We start from the raw sequence: 25,210 nt of genomic DNA, 5'->3' as shown, positions 1-25,210 counted from the left end.
CGCCAGTTCATTAGCCACGCAAGGAGCCGACATGAGAACCACTTCCCACTCGCACAGCAAGCTGCCCAAGCCCATCCCCACCGCCACCGCACCACAGGACGCGATCACGCTGCTCACCGAAGACCACGAGCACGTCAAATCGATGTTCGAGCAGTATGAAGAGCTGGGCGACCGCGCGCACGTCAGCAAGCACAAGCTGGCAATGCAAATCTGCGAAGAGCTGACCAAGCACGCCACGGCGGAAGAAGAAATTTTCTACCCGGCCGTGCGCAAAGCCACCAAGGACGAAGACATGGTGGACGAGGCCGTGGTCGAGCATGCGTCGGCCAAGGACCTGATCGCGCAGATCATCAGCATGGAGCCGACCGAGGACCTGTTCGACGCCAAGGTCAAGGTGCTGGGCGAGCTGATCGACCACCACGTCAAGGAAGAAGAGGAGGAAATGTTCCCGAAAGCGCGCAAGGCCAAGCTGGACCTGATGGCGCTGGGCGAAGCCATCGCCATCCGCAAGGAACAGATCGAACTGCCGCCGACCTGATCAGTTGACCGCCAGCCGCTCCATCTCGCGCTGCATATTGTCGATGGCCCGCTCGTTGTACTGGTCGGAGAAGTAAGCGTTGCCGAACAGCTGGCCTTCCTGGGCCTTGCGGCTCAGGTGCGCCAGCGCCGAGCCGCGCTGCTCGCGGTACTTGGCGTCCGGCAGGTGGATGTACTCCTGCCGGATCGCCCGCGCATAGTTCTGGTACACCTCGTCGTCCTGTCCCAGGATCGCCAGGTCCACACTCAGCAGCACATCCTTCAGCCGGTGCGTGATCGACGCTTCCTGGAAGTGATCGGTGGCGCGTATCAGTTCGGCCGCGTCGCCCATCTCCTGTCCCAGGTAGCTGCCCAGCCACATCTGCGCGCTGGCTTCCTCGTTGCTTGGCGCCGCCGGATCGCCGCCATGGCCATACTCGGCATCGTGGAACCAGAACGCCTGCTTGATGATGTCCACGTCCGCCGGGTCCGGACGCGTATTGGAGGCCCACACGCGGATCTCGCTCAGGCCGTGGACCAGGTGGTCGAGGTTGTGATAGTGCCGCGCCGCGCCGCCGTAGCAGCCGGCGCCGGTCAGCCGCACGAACCAGTCGTCGGCATGGGCGATGGCGGTGGCGTCGCGGTGTTCATAGTCCCACAGCGTTTCCCACTCCTTGCGCAGCCAGCTCAGCACCCAGGCGTGATACGCCGGACCCGGCACGAATTTCTTCATGATCCAGTTCCAGCCGATCGGCCCTTCCAGCGCCTTGACGAAGGACGAACTGACCGAGCCCAGGTCGCGGGGCGGCATGACAAACACGGTCTTGGCGCCTTGCAGCACGTCGACGTTGGTTTGCTGGATCAGGTTTTCGTAATCGAAGTCGGCGGTGGTGCGGATGCCGCGGATCAGGCATTCGACGCCCTGCTTCTTGGCCGCGCGCGCCGTGTAGTCGCCGCGCACGATGACCACCGAGACATTGTCCCAGCCCTGCTCGGCGCAACTGAGCGCGATGATGCTCTTGCGCTCCTCGGCCGTGAACTTGGGCTTCTTGGCCGGATTTTCAGACAGGAACACCACCACCTCGTCCGCCAGCGAACGGGCTTCGTTGATCACCCACATGTGACCGTTGGTGATCGGGTCCAGGGTTCCCGAAAATCCGATTTTCTTCATGCGCCACTCCAACACCGTGTCAAAACGGCATTTTAGACCGGAGTGGCCCTGACAGTCTCAGGAAAATCGACTTTTACCTTCAGCCCGCCCAAACGCTCGGACTGGTCGAGCGACAGCACGGCGCCGTGGCGCTCGGCAATCGACTGCACGATCGCCATGCCCAGGCCGCTGCCGCCGGCCGGGCTGCCGGGCACGCGGTAGAAGCGGCTGAACACCCGTTCGCGCTCGTCGGCCGGAATGCCGGGACCGGAATCCTCCACGCTCAGCACAATACGCGGCTTGGCGTTTTTTGTGGCGGCCACGCTACGCCGCAGGTCGATATCGACCGTGCCGCCGGCCGGCGTGTACTTGATGGCGTTGTCGATCAGGTTGCGCAGCAGGATCAGCAGCGCGTCCGGATGGCCGGCCACCACCACATCGTCGGCATGGTGCAGGCCGAGGTCGATCTGGCGCGCCTGCGCCAGGCCGTTCATGTCGCCCAGCACGCGCTTGACCACGTCGGCCAGGTTGACCGTCTCCGGCTTGACCTCCTCGCTGCCGCCCTCCTGCCGCGCCAGCACCAGCAACTGCTCCACCAGCCGCGTGGCGCGCTCGATGCCGGCCGTGACGCGCGACACCGCCACCTTGCGCGCCGCCTCGTCCGGCGCGCGCTCCAGGCTCAGCACCTGCAACTTCAGCGCCGCCAGCGGCGTGCGCAGTTCATGCGCGGCATCGGCCACAAAGTGCTGCTGCGCCTCGAACGCCGTGCGCACGCGCACAAACAGCAGGTTCAGCTCCTGCACCAGCGGCAGCACTTCATCGGGCAAATCGTTTTCCGACACCGGCGACAGATCCTCGGCCTGGCGCGCCGCCACCTGGCGCTTGACGCGCGACACCGGCGCCAGCGAACCGGACACCACCCACCACACCACCAGCATCAGCACCGGCGCCATGACGGCGATCGGGCCCACCGTGCGCAGCGCCAGCGTGCCGGCCATGCGCTGGCGCACCGCCATGTCCTGGGCGATCTGCACCGTCTGGTTGGAAGTCTGCACCGAGAACACGCGGTAGGTCGTGTTGTTGACGCGGACGTTGGAGAAACCCAGCACGGCCCGCTGCGGCAAGGCCGCGCGCGACAGCGAACGGAACACCTGCGCACCGTCCGGCGTCCACACCTGCACCACCAGGTCGTCGTTTTCGGGATCGGCCGCCGTGTCGGCCGCCTTGTTGGTCAGCGTGGCGCTGGAACGCAGCGACATCGCCATCTGCTGCATGTGGTAGTCGAAGATCTGGTCGGCGTCGCTCAGCGCGCTGCGGTAGGCGATCATCGCTTGGGCAAAGGCCGCCATGGTGATGGCGGCCAGCAGGAACCACAGCAGGCGGCCGCGCAGCGAGTGGGTGACCACCGGCACGCGCGGCAGCGGTGGCATCCTTACCTTCATAGTTTGGGCACCATGTATCCCAGGCCGCGCACGTTCTGAATCAGTTCCGCGCCGAGCTTCTTGCGCAGGCCGTGAATATAGACTTCCACCGCGTTGCTGTTGACTTCATCCTTCCAGCTGTACAGTTTTTCCTCCAGCTGGTGGCGCGACAGCACGATGCCGGGCCGCGCGATCAGCGCTTCCAGCACCGCCCATTCGCGCGCCGACAGGCTGACCGGCTTGCCGTCGGCGATGACTTCGCGGGTCTGCGGATTGACCGTGACGTTGCCGTGTTCAAACACCGGCTCGGCGCGGCCGGCCGAACGGCGCAGCAGCGCGCGGATGCGGGCCAGCAACTCGTCGAGGTCGTAGGGTTTGAGCACGTAGTCGTCGGCGCCGGCGTCGAGGCCGGCGATACGCTGTTCCTTGGCGTCGCGCGCGGTGGCGATCAGCACCGGGGTCAGCTCCTTGCGCAGGCGCATCGAGCGCAGCACGTCGAGGCCGTCCTTGCGCGGCAGGCCCAGGTCCAGCAGCACCAGATCGTAGGTCTGGGTTTGCAGCGCGGTGTCGGCCATGGCGCCGTCCTTGACCCAGTCGACGGCGTAGTGCTCGGCCCGTAACAGGTCCAGCACTACCTCGCCGATCATTGTGTCGTCTTCTACCAGCAGAAGTCGCATGTTATTTCCTTTCTATTTTTGTTGAGCGTTCTGCCGGCCCGTAGCCGCAGTGTAACCTTAGCCTAAGCGCACCGGTATGAAGATTTTATCGTCGCCGCGCTGGATCAGCAATGCCACCGACTTGGACGATTTGCCCACCACCTCGCGCACCTGATCCACACTGTTGACCGGACGGCCGTTCACCGACAGCAGCACGTCGCCCGCCTGCACGCCGGCATCGGCCGCCGCGCCGCCGGCATCCTGGATCAGCAAGCCGCTGGCGATGCCGGATTCACGGCGCTCCGACGGGTCCAGCTGGCGCAGCGACAGGCCCAGGCGCAGCTTGGCGCTGGCCTGATCGGCCACCGGCGCATCGCCCTTGGCGACCTTATCGGTGGCGTTGCCCAGCGTGGCGACGATGCGCACCGGTTTGCCCTGGCGCCAGACGTCCAGCGTGATCTTCTCGCCCGGCGTCGACAGGCCCACCATGGACGGCAGATCGACCGAACTGACGATCTTCTGACCGTTGACCGAACGGATCACATCACCCGCCTTCAGGCCGGCCTTGTCGGCCGGACCGCCGCGTTCGACGTTGGCGATCAGCGCGCCTTCCGGCGTGGCCAGTTCGAAGGAATCGGCAAAGCCCTGGTTCACTTCCTGCACTTCCACGCCCAGCTTGGCGTGCACCACCTTGCCGGTGGAGACGATCTGGTTCTTGATCTTGCTGGCCACATCGATCGGGATGGCGAACGACAAGCCCTGGTAGCCGCCGGTCTGGCTATAGATCTGCGAGTTGATGCCGACCACTTCGCCACGCGTGTTGAACAGCGGACCGCCCGAATTGCCCGGATTGACGGCCACGTCGGTCTGGATGAACGGCACGTTACCATCCGGCAGCGAGCGGCCCTTGGCGCTGACCACGCCGGCGGTCACGGTGTTATCAAGGCCGTATGGCGAACCGATCGCCAGCACCCATTCACCTACTTTCAGGTCGTTGCCCTTGGCCAGCGGCACCACCGGCAGGTTCTTGGCGTCGATCTTCAGCACCGCGACGTCGCTTTGCGGATCGGAACCGAGCACCTTGGCGCGGAATTCGCGGCGGTCGGTCAGCTTGACCACGACTTCGCTGGCGTCGCGCACCACGTGGGCGTTGGTCAGGATGATGCCGTCCGGGCTGATGATGAAGCCGGACCCCAGGCCGTGCGTCGGCGCCTGGCGTTGTTGCGGGCCACGCTGCTGGCCCTGGAAGCGGCGGAAGAATTCATAGAAAGGATCGTCCGCATACGGATCGTTGCGGCCTTGCTGGGCGTCCGGATCGAAGGCGGTCTTGGTGCTGCCGGTGACGTTGATGTTGACCACGGCCGGGCCGTTCTGGGCGACGATGACGCTGAAGTCGGGCAGCGCAATGGGCGGCGCGGCGACCGGCGCAGGGATGCCGGCCTGGGCGACGGTGGCGGCAGGTACGGTGGCGGCGGCAACGGCGGCATTCTGTTTGACAGCGACTGCACCGCCGACGCCGACCACGCCCAGGACGGCGACTGCGACGGCTGCGCGTTTGAGAGTAGAGTTGGACATAACGGTTCTCCTATGGGTGAAGACTTTAGATGTATCCAATATGACGCTAAAAACTTAGGCCCTACTTAACCAAAATGCGGGCTTACAACGCAAAACTGGCCGGTTACCCGGCCAGTTGCAAATGCTACATTAAAGCTGGATTAAGCCGCTGCGCGTTGCTCCAGCGCGGTGACGTTTTCGCCGCCATCGATGATGATTTTACGTGGTTTCAGCGCTTCCGGAATCTCACGCACCAGTTCGATGGTGAGCATGCCGTTGTCGAAGCTGGCGCCGGTCACCTTGACGTGATTGGCCAGCTGGAAGCGCTGTTCGAAATCGCGGGCTGCGATGCCACGGTGCAGATAGGTGCGTTCCACGCCGTCTTTCTGCTTGCGGCCGACCACTTGCAGCGAGTCGCGTTCGAAGGTGATGTCGATTTCCGAGCGGTCGAAACCGGCCAGCGCCATCACGATGCGGTATTGGTCTTCCGAGACCAGCTCGATGTTGTAGGGAGGATAGCTCGGGGTGGCGTCGTTGCGTTGGGCGTCGTTCAGCAGTTGTGCCAGACGATCAAAGCCGATAGCGGAGCGATACAGTGGTGCCAGGTCAAAAGTACGCATGGTAGATATCCTTGTCAAAATAAGCGATATGGTTAAAACGGGGAGCATCCCCTTCTCGCGGTCCCCATCTGGGCAACCGCTGATTCCCATATAAGTCGCCCGGCCCGCCTTTCAAGAGTTTTGCGCAAAAAATTTTCGCTGCACCGCGTCATGCTTTTTGCGAGATTTGCAAGTTGCCCGCGTGCTACACTCGTTCTCTTGTTCAACCGATTAGTGCATACCATGACCTTGACCCGTGCCGTACTCGCCGCCGTGTTGGCTACCGCCTTCAGCGCCCAGGCTTCCGACCAGCCCTATCCGGGCACCATCGTTCTGAAAGTAGACGCCAGCAACACCGCGCAGCAGATCTTCCGCGTGCGCGAAAGCATTCCGGCCAAGCCGGGCAAGCTGACGCTGCTGTATCCGCAATGGATTCCGGGCAATCACGGCCCGAGCGGCGCGATCAACCAGTTCGCCGGCTTCAAGGTCAGCGCCAACGGCCAGCCGCTGGAATGGACGCGCGATCCGGTCAACATCTTCGCCTTCCACCTCACCGTGCCGAAGGGCGCCAGCGGCGTCGAGGTCGAGTTCGAATACCTGTCGCCGGTGGAAGCCAACCAGGGCCGCACCACGATGACCAACGACATCCTCGGCGTGCAATGGCAATCGGTGGCGCTGTACCCGGCCGGCTACGCCACCAACAAGATCACCGTGCAGCCGAACCTGACCGTGCCGGCCGGCTGGCAGTACGGCAGCGCGCTGGAGCAGCAGGCGCGCACCGGCGACGACGTCGCCTTCAAGCCGCTGGACCTGGAGACGCTGGTCGATTCGCCGCTGTTCGCCGGCCGCTACTTCCGCCGCATCGACCTCGATCCGGGCGCGAAAATTCCCGTGCACCTCAACGTGGTGGCCGACTCGGCCGACCAGCTGGAAGCGACGCCGGAACAGATCGCCCCGCACCGCGAAATGGTGCAGCAGGCCTACAAGCTGTTCAACTCGCAGCACTACAAACACTACGATTTCCTGTTCGCCATCAGCGATGAATTCGGCGGCATCGGCCGCGAGCACCACCAGTCGAGCGAGAACGGCGTCAAGCTGGGCTACTTCGCCGAGTGGAAAAAATACGAAGCGCGCCGCGAACTGCTGTCGCACGAATTCACCCACTCGTGGAACGGCAAGTTCCGCCGTCCTGCCGGCCAGGCCGTGGCCGACTTCAACACGCCGCTGCAGAACGAACTGCTGTGGGTGTACGAAGGCCAGACCCAGTACTGGGGCGCCGTGCTGGCCGCGCGCGCCGGCCTGATCAAGCCTGAAAACACCCGCGACATGATCGCCGCCACCGCCGCCCGCTACGACAACGTCAAGGGCCGCGACTGGCGCGCGGTGCAGGACACGGTCAACGACCCGATCATCAACGCCCGCCGTCCGCAAGGCTGGAACAACTGGCAGCGTTCCGAGGACTACTACTCGGAAGGCGAATTGATCTGGCTGGACGCCGACACCAAGATCCGCGAACTGTCGGGCGAGAAAAAGTCGCTGAACGATTTCGCCAAAACCTTCTTTGGCGTGGATGACGGCGTCAACGTCGCCAAGCCCTACACCTTCGACGACGTGGTCAAGGCGCTCAACGCGGTGCAGCCCTACGAGTGGGCCAAGTTCCTGCGCACCCGCCTGGACGGCCACGGCCCGGGCGCTCCGCTGGACGGCCTGGCCCGCGCCGGCTGGAAACTGGTGTATGCAGAGAAGCCAACCGACTTCCTCAAGGCGCAGGAAGACCTGAGCAAATCGGCCAACTTCCAGTACTCGCTGGGCTTCTCGGTCGGTTCGGAAGGCAAGCTGGAAGCGTTCCAGTGGGAAGGCGTCGGCTTCAAGGCCGGCCTGTCGGGCAACACCACGCTGCTGGCGGTGAACGGCCGCGCCTACAAGCCTGAACTGCTGCGCGCGGCAGTGACGGCGGCCAAGACGTCGAAAGAGCCGATCAACCTGCTGGTGAAAAAAGGCGCCCTGTACCAGACCGTCGCGCTCGACTACCACGGCGGCCTGAAGTATCCACGCCTGGAACGCATCGACGGCACGCCGGACCGCCTGGAAGCGATCCTGCAACCACTGAAGTAATAAAATCCGGGGTCAGGTCCCCCATTTCTACACGAGCTGTACCGTAGCGCACGCTACGGTACAGCTCGTGTAGAAATGGGGGACCTGACCCCGGAGTTATAACGGGCGCGGCGTCGCGGCCGGATGGATTATCGTTACAGAAAATCCATCCGAGGACCGCCATGCTGACCCTGCACACCTGGACCACGCCCAACGGCCGCAAGATCCCCATCATGCTGGAGGAGCTGGGCCTGCAGTACACCATCAAGACCGTGAACATCGGCAAGGGCGAACAGTTCCAGCCCGAATTCCTGGCCATCTCCCCCAACAACAAAATCCCCGCCATTGTCGACACCGATGCCGACGGCAACAGCGTCAGCATTTTCGAAAGCGGCGCCATCCTTACCTACCTGGCTGAGAAGACCGGCAAGCTGCTGCCGGCCGCCGGTCCGGAACGCTACAAGGTGCTGGAATGGCTGCACTGGCAGATCGGCGGCCTCGGCCCGATGCTGGGCCAGGTCGGCTTCTTCGCCATCCGCTCGGAAGAGAAATCAGAACTGGCCATCCAGCACTTCATCGACGAGGCGGACCGCCTGCTGGGCGTGATGGAGAAGCAATTATCGAAGCACGCCTACATCGCCGGCGCGGCCTACAGCATTGCCGACATCGCCTGCTACCCATGGACCGTGGGCATCCTCGACAAGCTGAAACCGGCGCTCGGCGACAAGCTGGAGACCAAGCCCCACCTGCAACGCTGGCTCAATATGATCGGCGCCCGCCCGGCCGTGCAGCGCGGCATGGCCCTGCCAAAAGTGGACTGACCTCGACCTTTTGTGTATGCTGAAGCCATGAACAATGACACCGACATCCAACTGAGCGGCCCCTTCAAGGCCACCGACGGCTCCGGCCGTGCCCACGACGCCACCGCCATCCGCATCTTCGACGAAGGCTACGGCGCCATCGACGTCTACGTGGATTTCAAGGCGCCCATCAGCGGCCTGCACAAGGACAAGGCGCTGATTAACGCCGTGGTCGCGCAGCTGCGCACCGTCGGCTACAAGGGCCCGGACCTGAGCGCCGGCGACCCGGTGCTGCAGGAAGGCCGCCTGCTGGTGCTGGAATCGCCGGACGAATTCAGCACCTTTGCCGCCAGCAAGGGCTGGAAAGACCTGTCGGAAGACTTTTAAAACAGATAGCGGTCGGCCCAGACCGCTATCAGGTTGGCCACGTAGACCGCGTCTTCGCGCCGCGTCAGCAGATGGTCGGCGCTGTCAAGCGAGATGAAACTTTTCGGGTGCTTGGCGGCGGTGAAAATCTCCATCGCGTTGCTCAAGCCCACCGTGTCGTCGCCCGGCGCGTGCATCACCAGCAAGGCCCGCCTCAGGGCCGCGATCTTCACCTTCAAGTTGTGCCCGCCCGCATCTTCCACGAATTGCTGCTTGATGCGGAACGGCCGCCCCGCCAGCTGCACCTGCGCCTCGCCTTCGCGCGCGATCTCGTCCAGATGCTGGCTGAACATGTTGACGATGGAGCCGGGATCGCTGGGCGCGGCGATCGTCACCACCGCCTTGACTTCCGGCATCTGCGAGGCCGCCGCCAGCACCGCCGCGCCGCCCAGGCTGTGGCCGATCAGCAGTTGCGGCGCCTGGTAGGTCTGGCGCATGAAATCGGCCGCCGCCACCAGATCGTCCAGGTTCGATGAGAAATTGGTGTTGGCGAACTCGCCCTCGCTGGCGCCCAGGCCGGTGAAGTCGAAGCGCAGCACGGCGATGCCATGCTCGGTCAGCGCCTGCGCCACGCGGCTGGCGGCAAACACGTCCTTGCCGCAGGTGAAGCAATGCGCGAACAGCGCGTAGGCCTTGACCTCGCCGTCCGGCCCGTCCAGCCGCGCCGCCAGCTTGTGGCCGTGCGCGCCGATAAATTCCTGTCGCTGTGATTGCATCGCGTGTCCTGAAAAGAATATGAGGCTATTTAACCAAACTTCCCGCGGCTTGGGTAGGCGCCTGCGGCAAGCGGGTCTCTTCCAAACGGTGGAGCAGCGCGGCTTCCGACAGCGGCCCCATGTGCTGATACACCAGCTTGCCGGAGGCATCGAAGAACAGCGTGGTGGGATAGCCCATCACCGAAAAGCCGCGCGCGGTCGCTTGCGTCGGGTCCAGCAGGACATTGTGCAACGCCAGCCGGCCCGCGCGCAGGAATTGCTGGATCACCTGCGGCGACTCGCCCTGGTTGACGAAGACAATATTCACATCGGGCCGCTGCGCCTGGACCTGCGCCATGGCCGGCATTTCCTTTTGACATGGCGGGCACCACGTCGCCCAGAAGTTGATGACGGTGGGCTTGCCATGGAAGTCGGACAGGGCCACCTGCTCGCCGCTCAGGCTGCGCAGCGCGCCGGCGGGGATGGCGCCCTGCACCGACGTGTTGGCCATCATCAGCACCGTGCCGGCCAGCCACAGCACGCTGGCAACGCCGACCGTCACCACCACCGCCTTGCGGATGGTGCGGCCGCGCTGCCACAGCACCAGCGCATACACCCAGGCGGCGATGATGCCGCTTTGCTCATCCCAGCCGCCATCGCGGATGTCGAGCATGGTCAGCGGGCGGTCCAGGTACAGGGCATGGTAGCGCAGGATAAACGCCAGGCGCGCCACCACCACCGCCACCATGAACATGCGGGTGATCGATGCCTCGATCTTGCGCTCGTTGCGCCGGTCGAAATAGCGGGCGAGCGCAAAGCTGATCGTGGCCACGAGCAGCAGCAACAGGGCGGTGTACGGCAACAGCAGGGGGCCGATCTTCATGATGAGAGGATGTGCATGCAAAAAGCACATGCTACTTGTTGCTTGTTAGAACAATCTTAATCTATCCGAACAACCCTTGCAGATACCAGCGCGGCGCCTGCTCGCCGACGTGCCGATCCTGGTACAGCCAGTAATAAGCGCTGTCCTCCCCTTCCGCGATGAAATAGTCGCGGGTTTGCAGCGTGCTCCACCAGCCGGCCTCGATGCGTTCGCCGGTGGAGCGGATGCGCAACGGCGAGCCGTAATACGGGCGATGGTCGCGCATCAGCAGCGGCACCGGCTTGGGCAGCAGCCAGGCCGGTCGCGGCAGGCTGGTGAGGTCGGGCGGCAGCTGGGCACGCGCGTCGGCGGGACGGATTCTGGTCTGGATGCTGACCCAGGTGTTGGCGTACTCGGGCCGGTAATCGCTGCTGGGAGCGGCTTGCAGCACGTTTTCCGGCCCCAGCCGCGCGGCCAGCAGTTCCAGCAGGCGCTGCCAGTCTTCCTTGCTGCCGCCCGGCTCGGGAAACAGCGATTCGCTCGGCGGCGCCATCGGCTGCACCTGCGGCGCTTCGAGGCACAGGCCGATCACCGGCGCCACCAGCTCCTGCTTGGCCAGCCGCTCCTTGAGCAGGCGCACCAGATGCGCGTCTTTCCACGTCGGCTCGGCCAGCAGGATTTCGATCAGCGTCGGCGGACAGGCGGTGCGGCCGCGCTCGTGTTCCAGCTGCAGATGGATGCGCTCCACGGCCAGCTGGTGCGCACTGAGCCAGCCGGTCAGTTGCAGCAGCAGGCGATGCGCGCCGAACAACAAGGCCTCGGCGTTCTCCACGCGGTCGAACAGTTCCAGCCTGGCGCGGAAGCTGGCCGGCGCCTGCAGCCATTCGTGCATCTCGGGACGCGCGCCATGGGCGTCGTCCAGCATGTCGAGCACGGCGCGGCCACAACGGCGCTGCAAGCCAGGACGCGGCAGGCGCCGCAGCTCGCCCAGGCTCATGCAGCCGATGCCTTCCAGCCAGCCCAGATAGGCGCGGACAGGCGGCAGCAGATCGACCGGCAGCACGTCCAGACGCCGTGCCAGCGTGTCCATCTTCAGCGAGCGGCCGGCGTTGCTGCGCGCCAGCAGCCAGGCGCCGCGCGCGGTCGGTGCGCAACTGAGCGTGCCGGTGAAGCCGAGCGCGCGCACGCTGCCGGCCACCTTGCGGCACAGCGCGCGGATGCCGCCGAACAGGCGCAGGCTGGCGCCGACGTCCAGCAGCAGCGTGGCCTCCTCCGCCGCCGCCAGTTGCGGCGTAAATTGCAGCAGCGCCATGGCGGCCGCCTGCAACGCTTCGGCCTCCAGCAGCAGCGAACGCTGCTGGAACTGCGTGTGCGGCGCCAGCATGATGGCGCCGCCGCGCCGCAGGCCGATGCGCACGCCGGCATCGTAAGCCGCCTGCGACAGCGCGACGACGCGTTCCTGCTCCAGCACCACCGTGCAATGGTCAGCCGACCAGCGCGGGCAGAATACTTCGAGCGGGAGCTGTGGCAGGTGTATGGCGATCCAGAGGCGCATGGCGTTGAAGCAAAGCAGGGGTTAAAGGTAGAAACAAGGGCGCGTCGCGCTGCGGTCCGCGTCGCTTCACAAAACCGATGTCGACGCCGCCCGCCGCCGGCTTGAGCGACAGCCGCAACGGCGCCGGCGAGGCGTCCTGCGCCGCCGCCAGCGGCCGCACCATGCAGAACAAGGTTTCGCCGCTTTGCGCCGCCAGATGCAGGCGCCGCAAGGTTTCGCCGCGCGCATGTTTTTGCCACAGCAGCAGCGCACCGCAACAACCGCTGCGCAGGATCTGCTCGGCCGCCCACAGCGCATCGCTGGCCTTGGCGCCGCTGCGCACCCACAGCAGTTGCGACGGTTCGATGCCCAAGGCCGCCAGCGCCAGCGCCTGCGGTTCATGCGGCGGTTGCAGCAGCACGACAGGCCGCTTGTCCAGCGCGGCCAGCGCCGGCTGCAACAGGCGCAGCTCGCCGATGCCGTGCTGCTGCACCAGCAGATCGATCAGGGTGCCCAGCGGCCAGCCGCCACCCGGCAGCTGCGCGGACAAGGCGGCAAAGCCCGTGTCCATGCAGCGCGTGGCGCTGTGCGCCAGTTGGTCCGCGCGCCAGAGCGACGGATGCAGGGTTTCCGGATGTGTCATGAGATTGTACCGCAAAATACTGTATAAATACACAGTACTCTGCGCACGCTAGTTTGACAAGATTTATTTGCCTTTGCTGTACCATGCCCCCAAGAGAATGATCAAAGGAAGCACTTTGCAAACAATACAACTGGTAGGCGCCATCCTGTTCGGCCTGGCGCTGCTGCACACCTTCGCCGCCAAGTCGTTCGAGAAGCTGGCCCATCGCCATCCGCAGCACGCCGGGCTGTTCCATCTGCTGGGCGAGGTCGAGGTGGTGTTCGGCTTCTGGGCGTTCATCCTGATGCTTGCGCTGGCCCTGCTCAACGGCGGCCAGGCCGCCATCGCCTACGCCGAATCGCGCCAGTACACCGAGCCGCTGTTTGTGTTTGTGGTGATGGTGGTGGCCGCGTCGCGGCCTGTGATGGATATCGTGCAGCGGGTGTTGATGGGGTTTGCCCGCGGCATGCCGGTCAAGACGGAACTGGCGCTGGTGTGGTTCGGCCTGGCGCTGGTGCCGCTGACCGGCTCATTGATCACCGAGCCGGCCGCGATGACGCTGGCCGCGCTGATGCTGGCGCCGCTGATCTTCCGCGACGGCATGCCGGAGTGGCTGAAGTATGCGGCGCTGGGCGTGCTGTTCGTGAACATCTCCATCGGCGGCATGCTGACCTCCTACGCGGCGCCGCCGGTGCTGATGGTGTCCGCCACCTGGAACTGGGATACCGCCTACATGGCGTCGCAGTTCGGCTGGAAGGCGGTCATCGCCGTCATCATCAACGCCACCGCGATCAGCTTCATGCTGCGCAAGCACCTGCGCGCGCCGGCCGGCGCCAGCGATACGCGCGCCGCGCCGGCGGTGCCGCTGGCGGTGACGCTGATCCACCTCGGCTTCCTGGCGGCGGTGGTGGTGCTGGGCCATCATCCGGAACTGTTCCTGGGTATCTTCATGCTGTTCCTCGGCTTCACCACCGCGTACCAGCGCTACCAGAGCCCGCTGATCATCAAGGAAGGCCTGCTGGTCGGCTTCTTCCTGGCCGGACTGGTGGTGCTGGGCGGGATGCAGCAATGGTGGTTGCAACCGATCGTCGAGAGCCTGTCGCCGCTGGCGCTGTTCTTCGGCGCCATGAGCCTGACGGCGATTACCGACAACGCCGCCCTCACCTACCTCGGTTCACTGATCGACACCATCTCGCCAGCCGCGCAATACATGCTGATGGCGGGCGCGGTCACCGGCGGCGGCCTGACCGTGATCGCCAACGCGCCCAATCCCGCCGGCGTCTCGCTGCTGCGCCGCGGCTTCCGCGACGAATCCATCGGCACCCTCGGCCTGCTAGCCGGCGCACTGGCGCCCACCGCAGTGGCGGCGGCGGCTTTCCTGCTGCTGTAGCCGAGCGCCCAATCATGGCCTAGTCGTTTAGACGCTTCTTGCATCTGTTTTGTATGCCGCACGCCGGGTAGGATAGCTTGATGGTTAATTCATCAAGGGCGTGGTATGAAATGGGGTGCGGTGTTTCTTTTGTTGTGTGGATTGATGGGTGCGGCGACGGCGCAGGATGGTCAGCAGCGGGCGCGGAGCGCGAGCAAAGGGCTGATCGGGCAGCCGGGGCCTGCGGCGACGTTGACGTCGATTGACGGTCAGCGCATCGATCTGGCCACGCTGTACGGCAAGCAGCCGGTGTATCTGAAATTCTGGGCCAGCTGGTGCGTTCCTTGTAACCAGCAGGCGCCGGGGTTCGAGAAAATCTACGAGCAGTACGGCAAGCGTATCGCGGTGGTGTCGGTCAACGCCGGCTACAGCGAAACCAACGCCGACGTGCGCGCCTTCATCGCCAAATACAAACTGCGGATGCCCACCGTGATCGATGACGGCAGCCTCGCGGCCAAGCTGAATCTGCGCGTCACGCCACAACATATCGTGATCGATTCCAGTGGCCGCATCGTGCACGTGGGCCATCTGGATGACCAGGAACTGCACGCCGTATTGGAGCGCGTGGCCACCACCAAGCCGGCCGCCGGCAGCATCGCGCTGACGCCGCAGGCCACCGCGCCGGCAAGCTTCAAGGTCGGCGATCTGGTGACCGACATCAGCATCAAGACCTTGTCCGGCAAGACCATCACGCCCGCCGCCGGCAAGCCGCGCGCACTGGTGTTCTTTTCGCCATGGTGCGAATCCTATCTGCGCGAGACACGCCCCGCCACGTCCGCCGCCTGTGAGCGCGTTCGCATCGAGTCCGAGAAAATGGCCAGGGATCATGCCGCCGAATGGGTTGCCATCGCCTCGCCGCTGTGGACCTCGCGCGCCGACCTGGCTGCGTATGCGAAGGAAAAGCACACCAGCATTCCATTGGCGCTCGATGAAGACGGCGCGATCTTCCGCGCTTTCGGCGTGCGCGATATTCCGGTGATTGTGATGCTGGATGCGCAGGGCCGCGTCAGCAAGGTACTCTCGCAGCCGTGATCAGGTGCGCTGGTGGCGGGAGAAGAAATCCAGCATCATCTTGCTGGCGTCAGGACCGGCCTTGGCGTTGAAGGCCAGCGTGGGATCGCCGCCGCTCCAGGCGTGTTCCAGTTGTTCGATCTGGGCGACGCGCAGCATCAGTTTGCGGCCGGCGTAGAAGTCGTGCAGCTGATGGGCGTTGTGGCGGCCCTTGGGCTTGTGCGTGATTTTCGCCGGCCCGGCCAGGCGGTTCAGCAATAGACTTTGGCGCGCCAGCTGGATCTGATTGATCGGCCGGACGACGTTATCGCCCTCGCCTTGCAGCAGGATCGCCGGCATGCCTGGGAATTGCGGCTGGCGTTGCAGCACCGCATGCGCGGCCATGTCGGCGCCCAGGCCGGCGCCGTGTTTCATCACGCCGAGCGCGCCAAGCGTGCTGTGGCCGGCGCCGAACACGGGGCCTGAATGCAGGCCGACAGCGGCAAACAGTTTTGGATGGTTCAGTGCAAGGATATTCGCCATGCCGGCGCCGGCGGAGATGCCTGCCACGTAAATGCGCGTGCGGTCAATGGCGCAATGCGTCAGCACCTTGTGGATGATACCGACGATGGTGGGCACGTCACCGCCACCTTCCTGCGTGGCGCGGTCGTACCATTTCCAGCAGCGCTGCGGCTGGATGCTGATCAGCTGTTGCGGATACAGGACGGCGAAGCCCTTTTTTTCCGCCCACAGGTTCATGCGTGTGCCTTGCGCCAGCTGCGTCGCGGTCTGGTGGCAGCCGTGCAGCATGACGACCAGCGGCATGCCCTGGCGTTGCGCGCGTTCGGGAAGATTGTTTGGCAGGTAGAGCCAGTAGCTCATGCGCTGACCGCTCGCGGTTGGCGCGTGGCCGGATAGCCACTTGCCGGGCGCCACAGCGGGCGAAGCAGCGGCAGATGGCGCGGCCTTGCGTGGCGCATGAAGCGTGGCGGTGCGCTTCGAGGCAGGTTTTGCAGCGGCAGGTTTCGCGGCGGCCAGCCTGGCGCGCGGCTTGGCGGCGGCACGCTTCGGTTTCGGCGGCGTTGCGGCGGCGGCGAACAGTTTCGCTGTGCGCGTGCCGGCGCGGATCAGACTACGCAGCAGCTTTCCGGTTCTGGCCATCGCAACACCTCCTGTTGCAAAATAGTCTACCTGAAAGCCGCTGCGTCCAGCGTGCGGCAAGCCGCTTAGCGTTGCATGGACTCCCAGACTTTCAGCAAGCGCTTGGCTGATACCGGCATCGGCGTGCGCAGCTCTTGTGCAAACAAGGATACGCGCAATTCCTCCAGCATCCAGCGGAACTCCACCATTTTCGGATCGGTGTTCTTGCCGGCCGATTTTTCACGCGTCGCACGCAGATAGGCTGCGGCGGCCTGCTGCCACTCGGCCATCAATTTCGCATCGCGGGACGGATCGCCACGCAGCTTCTCCATCCGCACGTTCATCGCCTTCAGATAACGCGGGAAGTGCGACAGCTGGCTGTAGTCGTTCTCCAGCAGGAAGCGCTTGTGCACCAGGCCTTGCAACTGCTGCTGCATGTCCTGCGCGGTCTGCTGCGGCAAGCCTTGCAGGCGTTTCGGCAGGCCGTGGAACTCGGTCAGCACTTGCGACAGCAGGCGCGCGATCTCGTTCACCAGCAGCACCAGGCGCGACTTGCCTTCGTCCTTGCGCTTGGCAAAGCTGGCGGCGTCGATCGGCAGCGGGTCTTGCAGGCACGCGATGTCCAGCGCCTTGTTAATGATCTGCTCGCGCAGTTCTTCCTGCGTGCCCATGCTCATGAACTGCATGCCCATTTGCTGCAGGTTGGGAATGCTCTTTTCAATGAACTTGATCTGGTCCTTCATCTGCAAGGCGAACAGGCGGCGCAGGCCGATGCGGTGCGTGCGCGCGGCAACCGTCGGGTCGTCGAAGACTTCCAGGTCGCAGTGCGTGCCTTTGTCCACCAGCGCCGGGAAGCCGATCAGCGTCAGTTTGCCCTGGGCGATTTCCAGCAGTTCCGGCAGTTCGCCGAAGGTCCACGAGGTCAGGTTGGTCAGCGTGATATTGCTGGTTGGCGCGGCGGCGCCCGATGCCGCGGCTTTGGCCGGCGCAGCATGCCCCGGAGCGCCGGACCGTCCCGCCTGCGCGGGAACGACGGACCGGGCGGCGACGGTCGACTGCGGACCGGACGCTTCCGCCATCTTCTGGAAGCTCTCGCGGGCCTGCGTGCCGTATTCGGCCTGCAAGGTGGCGAGGTTGCGGCCCATGTCCAGCTGGCGGCCATGCTCGTCGATCACCTTGAAGTTCATGAAGTGGTGCGCAGGCAGCGTCTCCGGCTTGAAGTCGGTGGTCAGCGGCGTCACCGTGATCTCCTTGCGGATATCGGCGATGATCGCGTCAATCAACTCACCACGGCCGAAGGCATGCCTCTCCTCCACGCGCTCGCAGAACTTGGCCGCGTACTCCGGCAGCGGCACGCAATGACGGCGCAGCTTCTGCGGCAGCGATTTCAGCAGCAGATGCACCTTCTCCTTCAGCATGCCCGGCACCAGCCATTCGCAGCGCTCGCGCGACAGCTGGTTCAGCGCATACAGCGGCACCGCCAGCGTCACGCCATCGCGCACGCTGCCCGGCTCGAAGTGATAGGTCAGCGCCAGTTCCAGGCCGGAGACGTTCATCTTCTTCGGGAACAGGTCGGTGGTGACCCCGGCTGCTTCGTGGCGCATCAGCTCATCGCGGTTCAGGAACAGCAGCTTCGGCTCCTGTGCCGTGACGTCCTTGTGCCACTTCTCGAAGCCCGCGCCATTGACCACGTCGGCCGGCAGCAGCTTGTCGTAGAAGGCGGCGATCAGTTCATCGTCCACCAGCACGTCCTGACGGCGCGACTTGTGTTCGAGGTTCTCGATCTCTTTAATCAGCTTGTGGTTGTGCGCGAAGAACGGCGCGCGCGTGTCGTAGTCGCCGCCCACCAGCGCATCGCGGATGAAAATTTCGCGCGCCTCGGTCGGATTGAACAAGCCGTAGTTGATGCGGCGCTGGCTGTACACCACCAGGCCATACAGGGTCGCGCGCTCGGAAGCAGTGACCTGCGCCGAACGTTTTTCCCAGCGCGGCTCGCCCCACGACTTTTTCAGCAGGTGGCCGCCGACCTTCTCCAGCCACTCCGGCTGGATCTGCGCGATGCAGCGCGCGTACAGGCGCGTGGTGTCCACCAGCTCCGCCGCCATGATCCACTTGCCCGGCTTCTTGCTCAGCGAGGAACCCGGCCAGATATTGAACTTGATGCCGCGCGCGCCGAGGAAGCCCGGATCGTCCTCCTGCTTGAAGCCGACGTTGCCCAGCAAGCCAGTCAACAGCGCCATGTGCAGGTTTTCATACGTCGCCGGCGCTTCGTTCAGACGCCAGCCCTGCTCTTTGACGATCGTCAGCAACTGCGAATGCACGTCGCGCCACTCGCGCAGGCGCAGTTGCGACAGGAAGTTGGTGCGGCAGTTGTCCTGTAACTGGCGGTTGGTCTTCTTGTGCTCAATCGCATTTTCGAACCAGCGCCAGATCTTCAGATAGCTGAGGAATTCGGATTTCTCGTCGGCGAACTTCTTGTGCGCTTCGTCGGCGGCCTGCTGGTGCTCCATCGGCCGGTCGCGCGGATCCTGCACCGACAAGGCGGAAGCGATGATCAGCACTTCGTTCAGGCAGACGTTGTCCAGCGCGGCCAGGATCATGCGGCCGACGCGCGGGTCCAGCGGCAGCTTGGCCAGCTTGGTGCCCAATGGCGTGATCTGATTGTACTCATCGACCGCGCCCAGTTCCTGCAGCAGCTGGTAGCCGTCCGCAATCGCGCGCGCCAGCGGCGGCTCGATGAACGGGAAGGTCTCCACGTCCGCAAGGTGCAGCGTTTTCATGCGCAGGATGACGGAGGCCAGCGACGAACGCAGAATCTCCGGCTCGGTGAACTTCGGCCGCTGGATGAAATCCTGCTCGTCGTACAGGCGGATACAGACACCATCGGCCACACGGCCGCAGCGGCCGGCGCGCTGGTTGGCGGCCGATTGCGCGATCGGCTCGATCTGCAACTGCTCGACCTTGTTGCGGTAGCTGTAGCGCTTCACGCGCGCCAGGCCGGCGTCCACCACGTAGCGGATGCCCGGCACGGTCAGCGAGGTCTCGGCCACATTGGTGGAGAGGACGATGCGGCGCGCGTTGGTGGTCTTGAACACACGCTCCTGTTCCTCGGCCGACAGGCGGGCGAACAGCGGCAGGATTTCCACGTGCGGCGAGTGGTGCTTGCGCAGCGCCTCGGCGGCGTCGCGGATTTCGCGCTCGCCGGGCAGGAATACCAGGATATCGCCCGAGCCGATGCGCGCCACTTCATCGACGCCGTCGATCACGGCGTCCATCAGGTCGCGCTTTTCGCGCGCGGCGGCGGTGCGTGCGCCCTTGCCTTCGGCGTTGGCAATGGCCGGATTGACCACGTCGCTCTCGATCGGACGATAGCGCACCTCCACCTTGTACAGGCGGCCGGAGACTTCAATCACCGGCGCCGGCTTCTCCGGCGTGCCGAAGTGGCGCGCGAAGCGGTCCGCATCGATGGTCGCCGAAGTGATGATGACTTTCAGATCCGGGCGGCGCGGCAGCAGCTGTTTCAGGTAGCCGAGCAGGAAGTCGATGTTCAGGCTGCGCTCGTGCGCTTCATCGATGATGATGGTGTCGTAGCCCCTGAGCAGCGGGTCGCTCTGGGTTTCGGTCAGCAGGATACCGTCGGTCATCAGCTTGATCGACGCGCCTTTTTGCAGCGTGTCGGCGAAGCGGACCTTGAAGCCCACGTGCTCGCCCAACGGCGAACCGAGTTCCACGGCGATGCGCTTGGCGGTCGACGAGGCGGCGATACGGCGCGGCTGCGTGTGGCCGATCAGGCCTTTCTGGCCGCGTCCCAGCTCCAGGCAGATCTTCGGCAGCTGCGTGGTCTTGCCCGAGCCGGTTTCGCCGGAGACGATGATGACCTGGTTGTTGCGCAGCGCTTCGGCGATTTCCTCGCGGCGGCCGGACACCGGCAGATCTTCCGGATAGGTGATCGGCGGCAGCGGATTGCGGAAATTGCGCTCGGCCTCGCGCGCCGCCAGCTGCTCCGGCGTCAGGCGTGGACGCGGCGGCTTCTGCCCGGAGCGGGCATTCTGCGCTTGCGGCGGGCGAGGAGTAGCGTTTTGCGGACGGCTAGGCTGACTTTTTGGCTTGTTGCTGGCTTCTGACATTGTTTTTTACAAAGGTTTTGGCGCGGACGTCGCGCACCGAATTATAATGCGGCTAATGGAAAACCCTACCCAATTCGTCCAATGGCTGCGTTCCGTCGCGCCTTACATCCACGCCTTCCGCGGCAAGACCTTCGTGGTTGCCTTCCCTGGTGAACTGGTGGCCGCCGGCGCCCTGCCGGTGCTGGCCCACGACCTCTCGCTGCTGCACGCGCTCGATATCAACGTTACGGTCATCTACGGCTCGCGGCCGCAGGTGGCCGAACAACTGGCCCTGCGTAACGTCGAAGGCCGCTTCCACAACGGCGTGCGCATCACCGACACCTCGGCCATGGAGTGCGCCAAGGAAGCCGCCGGCGAACTGCGCCTCGACATCGAGGCCGCGTTCAGCCAGGGCTTGCCGAACACGCCGATGTCCAACGCGGCCATCCGTATCATTTCTGGCAACTTCATCACCGCCAAGCCGCTCGGCGTGATCGATGGCGTGGACCTGGAACTGACCGGCGTCACCCGCAAGGTCGACGCCGAGACCATCCACTCCATCCTCGGCTCAGACGGCCTGGTGCTGCTGTCGCCGCTGGGCTTCTCGCCGACCGGCGAGGCGTTCAACCTGACCATGGAAGACGTGGCCTGCTCCACCGCCATCGCCCTGCACGCCGACAAACTGATCTTCATCACCGAAACCGAGATGATGACCGACGCCGGCGGCACGGAAATCCGCGAACTGTCGTCGCACCAGGCGGAAGCCGTGCTACAGGCGGGCTTCCTGCCCGACGCCACCGCCTTCTACCTGAAGCACTGCATCAAGGCCTGCGACAACGGCGTCGAGCGCTCGCACATCGTCTCGTTCAACATGGACGGCTCGGCGCTGCTGGAGCTGTTCACCCACGATGGCGTGGGCACCATGATTTCGCACGAGAACCTGGAATCGCTGCGCACGGCCACAATTGAGGACGTTGGCGGGATTATCAAGCTGATCGAACCGCTGGAAGCCGACGGCACGCTGGTCAAGCGCGGCCGCGAGCTGATCGAGCGTGAAATCGAAATGTTCTCGGTCATCGAGCACGATGGCGTGATCTTCGGCTGTGCGGCGCTGTACCCGTTCCCGGAACAGAAAATGGCCGAAATGGCATGCCTGACCGTCAACCCCGACGTGCAGGGCCAGGGCGACGGCGACCGTATCCTCAAGCACATGGAAAACCGCGCCCGCGCGCTTGGCGTGAACAAACTGTTCGTGCTGACCACGCGCACCGCGCACTGGTTCATCAAACGCGGCTTCGCGCCGGCCACCGTCGATGCACTGCCAAAGGACCGTCAGCGCATGTATAACTGGCAGCGCAAATCCCAGGTTTTGATTAAAACCTTATAATCTCGTTTTTCTACACAAGCTTTAGGAGCAACCCACATGGCCCGCACCGTTCAATGTATCAAACTCAACAAGGAAGCCGAGGGCTTGGACTTCCCGCCGTATCCGGGTGAACTGGGTAAGAAGATCTACGAGTCGGTTTCGAAAGAAGCCTGGGCCGCCTGGCTCAAGCACCAGACCATGCTGGTCAACGAAAACCGCCTGAACCTGGCCGACCAGCGCGCCCGCAAATACCTGGCGACGCAGATGGAGAAGCATTTCTTTGGTGATGGTGCGGATGCCGCGCAGGGTTACGTGCCGCCAGCGGAATAAGCACGCTCTACCCCGCACGCTTTAGTGACAGAGCAAGCTCCGTCGCTTAGGGGTCGGACCCGCAGGGTCCGACCCCACCTGGCGGTGCGGGTTAAAACTTCAGCGTTTTCACGCCCTCAGCGGTACCCAGCAGGCACACGTTAGCCCCCCGCGCCGCAAACAACCCCACCGCAATCACCCCCACGATCTGATTGATCTGCGCTTCCAGCGCCTTCGGCTCGGTAATCGACAGACCCGACACATCCAGCAGATAACCACCGTTATCGGTGACAAACGCCTCCTCCGTACCCGGCTTCAAGCGCAGCTTCGGCGTACCGCCCAGCTTGACCAGCTCACGCGCCACCGACGCGCGCGCCATCGGAATCACTTCCACCGGCAGCGGGAACTTGCCCATCACTTCCACCAGCTTGGAACCGTCAGCGATACAAACGAACTGCTTGGCCACCGAGGCCACGATTTTTTCGCGGGTCAAGGCAGCGCCGCCGCCCTTGATCATGGCGCCACTGTTGTCAATTTCATCAGCACCATCGATATACACCGCGATTTCCGGCACATCGTTCAGGTCGAACACCTCGATGCCATGGCCGCGCAGGCGGGCGGCGGTCGCTTCCGACGACGCCACGGCGCCCTTGATGTCGCCCTTGATCTTGGCCAGTTCATCGATGAAGAAGTTGGCGGTGGAGCCGGTGCCGACGCCGATGATCTCGTTTTTCACCACGTAATCGATGGCGGTACGGGCTACGGCTTGTTTCAGTTCGTCTTGGGTCATGATAAATACTTAAGAGATGGGGAAATCGAATCCCGCTATTTTACCATCGCGCTTTCTGCCTAAAAATTGCGCACAGACAATACCGTTCAAATAGCGTACAACTAGAGCAACACCTGTGGTCAGGAAAGCCACGGGATATGCGAGAATGGTTGCAACGCAGTAGTATAAAAAAAGACCGCCGGGGAAGAGACATGACTAGTACGAAAACCGTCCTGATTGTCGACGACAGCCGCGTCTCACGCATGATGGCGCGCCAGTACATCGCCAGCCTGCATGCCGACTGGATCATCGAGGAAGCCGGCACCGGCGAGGAATCGCTGCTCAAGGCGCGCCACACCACGCCGGACCTGATCCTGATGGACGTCAACATGCCCGGCATGGGCGGCATCGCCGCCGCCGAACAACTGCGCCAGGAATTCCCCGCCGTGCCGATTTCGCTGCTGACGGCCAATGTGCAAACCGCCACGCGCGAACGCGCCATCGCGATGGGCATCGGCTTTGTCGAGAAGCCGATCACCGAGGCGCGCATCGCCCAGCTGCTGGCCACGCTGAAAGCAGCGTAATCATGTTCCAGCTCTCCGAACTGGAAAACGATGCGCTGATCGAGATATTCAACATCGGCGTCGGCCACGCGGCCGCCTCGATGAGCGCCATCGTCAACGAGGCGGTGCGCATGGCGGTGCCGTCGATCAGCTTCATCGCGCGCGCCGAAGCGGCGCGGCTGCTGGGCGCGGGCGCGCATGGACAAAACACCGCGCCGGAGCGCATCTGCGGCGTCAGCCAGCACTACGCCGGCGCCTTCGAGACCGAAGCCATCCTCATGTTCCCCGAAGATAAAAGCCTGGAGATCGTGCGCCTGATGGTGGGCGAAGCGGTGCCGCTCAAGGAGCTGACCGAGATGGAGCAGGAAGCCATGTGCGAGATCGGCAACATCATGCTCAACTCCTGCGTCGGCACGCTGGCCAATATCTTCCAGCGCGAGCTGCATGGCTCGCTGCCGCAGTACCACGTGGGCACCAGCGACGAGATCCTCACCGCCACCGCGGGCGCCAGCCAGGCCAATACCGTGGTGCTGATGCTGCACATCGACTTCGTGCTGGAGAAGCACCAGATCCACGGCTACGTCGCCTTCGTGCTCGCCATCTCGGCGCTGCACGACCTGAAGGACCAGATCAATCTCTACATCGCACGCGCAATAGGGCAATCATGACTTCATTGCGCCTGCCCCTGTTGGAGAGTGTGTTCTGCGCGGTGAGCCTGGGCGCCATCGTGCTCGATAGCGAGCGCCGCATCGTGTTGTGGAACAGCTGGATGGTCAAGCATTCCGGCCTGTCGCACGAGCAGGTGCTGGGCCGCGACTTTTTCGACGTGTGCCCAGACCTGCGCGGCGGCCGGGTGGACGCGGCCATCCAGCACGCGCTGTACAACAACTTCCCTTCGCTGCTGTCGCAGACATTGAACAAGGCGCCGTTTGCGCTGTTTGTGCGCGAGGAGCGCATCCAGCAGGCGGTGGAAGTAACGCCGATCGCGGTGGACGCCGCGCCGCGCCACTGCCTGATCCAGGTCAGCGATGTCAGCATCGCCGTCACGCGCGAGAAGCTGCTGCGCGAGCAGGCCATGGTGCTGCGTTCGCAGACCTTTGCCGACGGCCTGACCGGCATCGCCAACCGCCGCCACTTCGACGTGGCGATGGAGAAGGAACACCGGCGCGCCAAGCGTGGCGGCACGCCGCTGTCGCTGCTGATGATCGACATCGACCACTTCAAGGCTTACAACGACCATTACGGCCACCAGAAAGGCGACCAGTGCCTGATCCAGGTGGCGGCCGCACTGGCGGAAATGCTGAAGCGTCCGTGCGACCTGATGGCGCGCTACGGCGGCGAGGAATTCGCCATGATCCTGCCGGAGACCGACGTCGAGCAGGCGATGCTGATGGCGGAGGCGATCCGCGCGCGGGCGCAGGAGCTGGCGATTCCGCATGAACGCAATACGGATGCGTCGCAATTGGTTACGGTCAGCATCGGCATTGCCACGCAGCGGGTCGATGCGCCAGTGGAAATCGATGCGCTGATCGGCGCCGCCGACCGCGCGCTGTATCAGGCCAAGCGCAATGGCCGCAACCTGATCGCTTCAATGCTTCCCGCGTGAGGA

The 25,210-nt window shown here is 64.2% G+C and carries 23 protein-coding genes; 11 read left to right on the top strand and 12 right to left on the bottom strand.

Going from position 1 to position 25,210, the window contains the following annotated elements:
- The first annotated feature begins 31 nt into the window (after positions 1-31).
- Positions 32-538: a hemerythrin domain-containing protein gene (locus GJ695_RS11110; RefSeq protein ID WP_154364673.1), complete on the top strand. Its 507-nt coding sequence runs from the start codon at positions 32-34 to the stop codon at positions 536-538.
- Here the strand turns inward: GJ695_RS11110 and coaD are convergent, their stop codons facing one another.
- The 5 genes from coaD to GJ695_RS11085 form a co-directional block, all read right to left on the bottom strand.
- Entirely contained in the window at positions 539-1,687 is a 1,149-nt protein-coding gene (coaD, locus tag GJ695_RS11105) for a pantetheine-phosphate adenylyltransferase (protein WP_154364671.1), read from the bottom strand.
- Between the two features lie 32 nt (positions 1,688-1,719).
- A complete protein-coding gene (locus GJ695_RS11100; protein ID WP_229260408.1) occupies positions 1,720-3,096 on the bottom strand; it encodes an ATP-binding protein in 1,377 nt (458 codons plus the stop codon).
- 8 nt (positions 3,097-3,104) lie between these two features.
- Entirely contained in the window at positions 3,105-3,764 is a 660-nt protein-coding gene (locus GJ695_RS11095; RefSeq protein ID WP_154359790.1) for a response regulator, read from the bottom strand.
- 57 nt (positions 3,765-3,821) lie between these two features.
- The gene (locus GJ695_RS11090) at positions 3,822-5,318 is read right to left on the bottom strand and encodes a Do family serine endopeptidase (RefSeq protein ID WP_154364666.1); all 1,497 of its coding nucleotides are present in this window, start codon (positions 5,316-5,318) and stop codon (positions 3,822-3,824) included.
- Between the two features lie 140 nt (positions 5,319-5,458).
- Positions 5,459-5,917: an Hsp20 family protein gene (locus GJ695_RS11085; RefSeq protein WP_154364664.1), complete on the bottom strand. Its 459-nt coding sequence runs from the start codon at positions 5,915-5,917 to the stop codon at positions 5,459-5,461.
- Between the two features lie 222 nt (positions 5,918-6,139).
- Between GJ695_RS11085 and GJ695_RS11080 the strand changes: the two genes are divergently transcribed.
- From GJ695_RS11080 to GJ695_RS11070, 3 genes are all read left to right on the top strand, one after another.
- Complete coding sequence (locus tag GJ695_RS11080; RefSeq protein WP_154364662.1) at positions 6,140-8,011, top strand: M61 family metallopeptidase; 1,872 nt, start codon at positions 6,140-6,142, stop codon at positions 8,009-8,011.
- Positions 8,012-8,172: 161 nt separating this feature from the next.
- The gene (locus GJ695_RS11075) at positions 8,173-8,811 is read left to right on the top strand and encodes a glutathione S-transferase family protein (RefSeq protein WP_154364660.1); all 639 of its coding nucleotides are present in this window, start codon (positions 8,173-8,175) and stop codon (positions 8,809-8,811) included.
- Positions 8,812-8,838: 27 nt separating this feature from the next.
- Positions 8,839-9,177, top strand: a complete 339-nt coding sequence (locus GJ695_RS11070) for a hypothetical protein (RefSeq protein ID WP_154364658.1) — start codon at positions 8,839-8,841, stop codon at positions 9,175-9,177.
- Here the strand turns inward: GJ695_RS11070 and GJ695_RS11065 are convergent.
- The 4 genes from GJ695_RS11065 to imuA all read right to left on the bottom strand — a co-directional run bounded on the left by GJ695_RS11065 (position 9,174) and on the right by imuA (position 12,950).
- Positions 9,174-9,932 (bottom strand): alpha/beta hydrolase family protein, encoded by a 759-nt coding sequence (locus tag GJ695_RS11065; protein ID WP_154364657.1) that lies wholly within the window; start codon positions 9,930-9,932, stop codon positions 9,174-9,176. The genes GJ695_RS11070 and GJ695_RS11065 overlap by 4 nt on opposite strands.
- Before the next feature lie 25 nt (positions 9,933-9,957).
- Positions 9,958-10,794, bottom strand: coding sequence for a TlpA family protein disulfide reductase (locus tag GJ695_RS11060; RefSeq protein WP_166455108.1), 837 nt, complete (start codon positions 10,792-10,794; stop codon positions 9,958-9,960).
- 61 nt (positions 10,795-10,855) lie between these two features.
- Entirely contained in the window at positions 10,856-12,328 is a 1,473-nt protein-coding gene (locus GJ695_RS11055; protein ID WP_154364653.1) for a Y-family DNA polymerase, read from the bottom strand.
- Positions 12,258-12,950, bottom strand: coding sequence for a translesion DNA synthesis-associated protein ImuA (gene imuA, locus GJ695_RS11050; protein WP_154364651.1), 693 nt, complete (start codon positions 12,948-12,950; stop codon positions 12,258-12,260). The genes GJ695_RS11055 and imuA overlap by 71 nt, the downstream gene beginning before the upstream one ends.
- Before the next feature lie 115 nt (positions 12,951-13,065).
- On the opposite strand from imuA, the gene GJ695_RS11045 reads away from it, so the two are divergent.
- Together GJ695_RS11045 and GJ695_RS11040 are read left to right on the top strand one after the other, a co-directional pair.
- Complete coding sequence (locus GJ695_RS11045; protein ID WP_154364649.1) at positions 13,066-14,319, top strand: putative Na+/H+ antiporter; 1,254 nt, start codon at positions 13,066-13,068, stop codon at positions 14,317-14,319.
- A gap of 105 nt (positions 14,320-14,424) precedes the next feature.
- Positions 14,425-15,390 carry a TlpA disulfide reductase family protein gene (locus GJ695_RS11040; protein ID WP_154364647.1) on the top strand — a complete coding sequence of 322 codons (966 nt, stop codon included), beginning with the start codon at positions 14,425-14,427 and terminating at the stop codon, positions 15,388-15,390.
- On the opposite strand, the gene GJ695_RS11035 is transcribed toward GJ695_RS11040, so the two are convergent.
- Positions 15,391-16,509, bottom strand: coding sequence for an extracellular catalytic domain type 1 short-chain-length polyhydroxyalkanoate depolymerase (locus GJ695_RS11035; protein WP_166455106.1), 1,119 nt, complete (start codon positions 16,507-16,509; stop codon positions 15,391-15,393).
- Between the two features lie 65 nt (positions 16,510-16,574).
- A complete protein-coding gene (hrpA, locus tag GJ695_RS11030; RefSeq protein WP_154364645.1) occupies positions 16,575-20,615 on the bottom strand; it encodes an ATP-dependent RNA helicase HrpA in 4,041 nt (1,346 codons plus the stop codon).
- Positions 20,616-20,670: 55 nt separating this feature from the next.
- Between hrpA and argA the strand changes: the two genes are divergently transcribed.
- Positions 20,671-21,981 (top strand): amino-acid N-acetyltransferase, encoded by a 1,311-nt coding sequence (gene argA / locus GJ695_RS11025; protein WP_154364643.1) that lies wholly within the window; start codon positions 20,671-20,673, stop codon positions 21,979-21,981.
- Between the two features lie 36 nt (positions 21,982-22,017).
- Positions 22,018-22,290, top strand: coding sequence for an oxidative damage protection protein (locus GJ695_RS11020; protein WP_117011551.1), 273 nt, complete (start codon positions 22,018-22,020; stop codon positions 22,288-22,290).
- 91 nt (positions 22,291-22,381) lie between these two features.
- On the opposite strand, the gene rpiA is transcribed toward GJ695_RS11020, so the two are convergent.
- The gene (gene rpiA / locus GJ695_RS11015) at positions 22,382-23,059 is read right to left on the bottom strand and encodes a ribose-5-phosphate isomerase RpiA (RefSeq protein WP_154364641.1); all 678 of its coding nucleotides are present in this window, start codon (positions 23,057-23,059) and stop codon (positions 22,382-22,384) included.
- A 191-nt stretch (positions 23,060-23,250) separates the two neighbouring features.
- Here rpiA and GJ695_RS11010 point away from each other — a divergent pair, with 191 nt between their 5' ends.
- Genes GJ695_RS11010 through GJ695_RS11000 form a run of 3 tightly spaced genes read left to right on the top strand, consistent with a single transcriptional unit; the run spans position 23,251 to position 25,207 of the window.
- A complete protein-coding gene (locus tag GJ695_RS11010) occupies positions 23,251-23,622 on the top strand; it encodes a response regulator (protein ID WP_154364639.1) in 372 nt (123 codons plus the stop codon).
- A gap of 2 nt (positions 23,623-23,624) precedes the next feature.
- Positions 23,625-24,269, top strand: coding sequence for a chemotaxis protein CheC (locus tag GJ695_RS11005; RefSeq protein WP_154364637.1), 645 nt, complete (start codon positions 23,625-23,627; stop codon positions 24,267-24,269).
- Positions 24,266-25,207 (top strand): sensor domain-containing diguanylate cyclase, encoded by a 942-nt coding sequence (locus tag GJ695_RS11000; RefSeq protein ID WP_154364635.1) that lies wholly within the window; start codon positions 24,266-24,268, stop codon positions 25,205-25,207. Before GJ695_RS11005 ends, GJ695_RS11000 begins: the two co-directional genes overlap by 4 nt.
- The last annotated feature ends 3 nt before the right edge of the window (positions 25,208-25,210 follow it).

Source organism: Duganella alba, assembly GCF_009674495.1.
Taxonomy (GTDB): domain Bacteria; phylum Pseudomonadota; class Gammaproteobacteria; order Burkholderiales; family Burkholderiaceae_D; genus Rugamonas; species Rugamonas alba.
This window is presented reverse-complemented; position numbering and strand designations above follow the sequence as displayed.

What these genes read in the sequence shown, in the direction of transcription:
- GJ695_RS11065 (WP_154364657.1), bottom strand. Translation starts at nt 9,932, where the DNA reads ATGCAATCACAGCGACAGGAATTTATCGGCGCGCACGGCCACAAGCTG.
- GJ695_RS11080 (WP_154364662.1), top strand. Translation starts at nt 6,140, where the DNA reads ATGACCTTGACCCGTGCCGTACTCGCCGCCGTGTTGGCTACCGCCTTC.
- rpiA (WP_154364641.1), bottom strand. Translation starts at nt 23,059, where the DNA reads ATGACCCAAGACGAACTGAAACAAGCCGTAGCCCGTACCGCCATCGAT.
- GJ695_RS11005 (WP_154364637.1), top strand. Translation starts at nt 23,625, where the DNA reads ATGTTCCAGCTCTCCGAACTGGAAAACGATGCGCTGATCGAGATATTC.
- GJ695_RS11085 (WP_154364664.1), bottom strand. Translation starts at nt 5,917, where the DNA reads ATGCGTACTTTTGACCTGGCACCACTGTATCGCTCCGCTATCGGCTTT.
- GJ695_RS11035 (WP_166455106.1), bottom strand. Translation starts at nt 16,509, where the DNA reads ATGGCCAGAACCGGAAAGCTGCTGCGTAGTCTGATCCGCGCCGGCACG.
- argA (WP_154364643.1), top strand. Translation starts at nt 20,671, where the DNA reads ATGGAAAACCCTACCCAATTCGTCCAATGGCTGCGTTCCGTCGCGCCT.
- GJ695_RS11090 (WP_154364666.1), bottom strand. Translation starts at nt 5,318, where the DNA reads ATGTCCAACTCTACTCTCAAACGCGCAGCCGTCGCAGTCGCCGTCCTG.
- GJ695_RS11060 (WP_166455108.1), bottom strand. Translation starts at nt 10,794, where the DNA reads ATGAAGATCGGCCCCCTGCTGTTGCCGTACACCGCCCTGTTGCTGCTG.
- GJ695_RS11055 (WP_154364653.1), bottom strand. Translation starts at nt 12,328, where the DNA reads ATGCGCCTCTGGATCGCCATACACCTGCCACAGCTCCCGCTCGAAGTA.
- GJ695_RS11100 (WP_229260408.1), bottom strand. Translation starts at nt 3,096, where the DNA reads ATGCCACCGCTGCCGCGCGTGCCGGTGGTCACCCACTCGCTGCGCGGC.
- GJ695_RS11075 (WP_154364660.1), top strand. Translation starts at nt 8,173, where the DNA reads ATGCTGACCCTGCACACCTGGACCACGCCCAACGGCCGCAAGATCCCC.
- GJ695_RS11095 (WP_154359790.1), bottom strand. Translation starts at nt 3,764, where the DNA reads ATGCGACTTCTGCTGGTAGAAGACGACACAATGATCGGCGAGGTAGTG.
- GJ695_RS11040 (WP_154364647.1), top strand. Translation starts at nt 14,425, where the DNA reads ATGAAATGGGGTGCGGTGTTTCTTTTGTTGTGTGGATTGATGGGTGCG.
- GJ695_RS11020 (WP_117011551.1), top strand. Translation starts at nt 22,018, where the DNA reads ATGGCCCGCACCGTTCAATGTATCAAACTCAACAAGGAAGCCGAGGGC.
- GJ695_RS11010 (WP_154364639.1), top strand. Translation starts at nt 23,251, where the DNA reads ATGACTAGTACGAAAACCGTCCTGATTGTCGACGACAGCCGCGTCTCA.
- imuA (WP_154364651.1), bottom strand. Translation starts at nt 12,950, where the DNA reads ATGACACATCCGGAAACCCTGCATCCGTCGCTCTGGCGCGCGGACCAA.
- GJ695_RS11110 (WP_154364673.1), top strand. Translation starts at nt 32, where the DNA reads ATGAGAACCACTTCCCACTCGCACAGCAAGCTGCCCAAGCCCATCCCC.
- GJ695_RS11070 (WP_154364658.1), top strand. Translation starts at nt 8,839, where the DNA reads ATGAACAATGACACCGACATCCAACTGAGCGGCCCCTTCAAGGCCACC.
- coaD (WP_154364671.1), bottom strand. Translation starts at nt 1,687, where the DNA reads ATGAAGAAAATCGGATTTTCGGGAACCCTGGACCCGATCACCAACGGT.
- GJ695_RS11000 (WP_154364635.1), top strand. Translation starts at nt 24,266, where the DNA reads ATGACTTCATTGCGCCTGCCCCTGTTGGAGAGTGTGTTCTGCGCGGTG.
- hrpA (WP_154364645.1), bottom strand. Translation starts at nt 20,615, where the DNA reads ATGTCAGAAGCCAGCAACAAGCCAAAAAGTCAGCCTAGCCGTCCGCAA.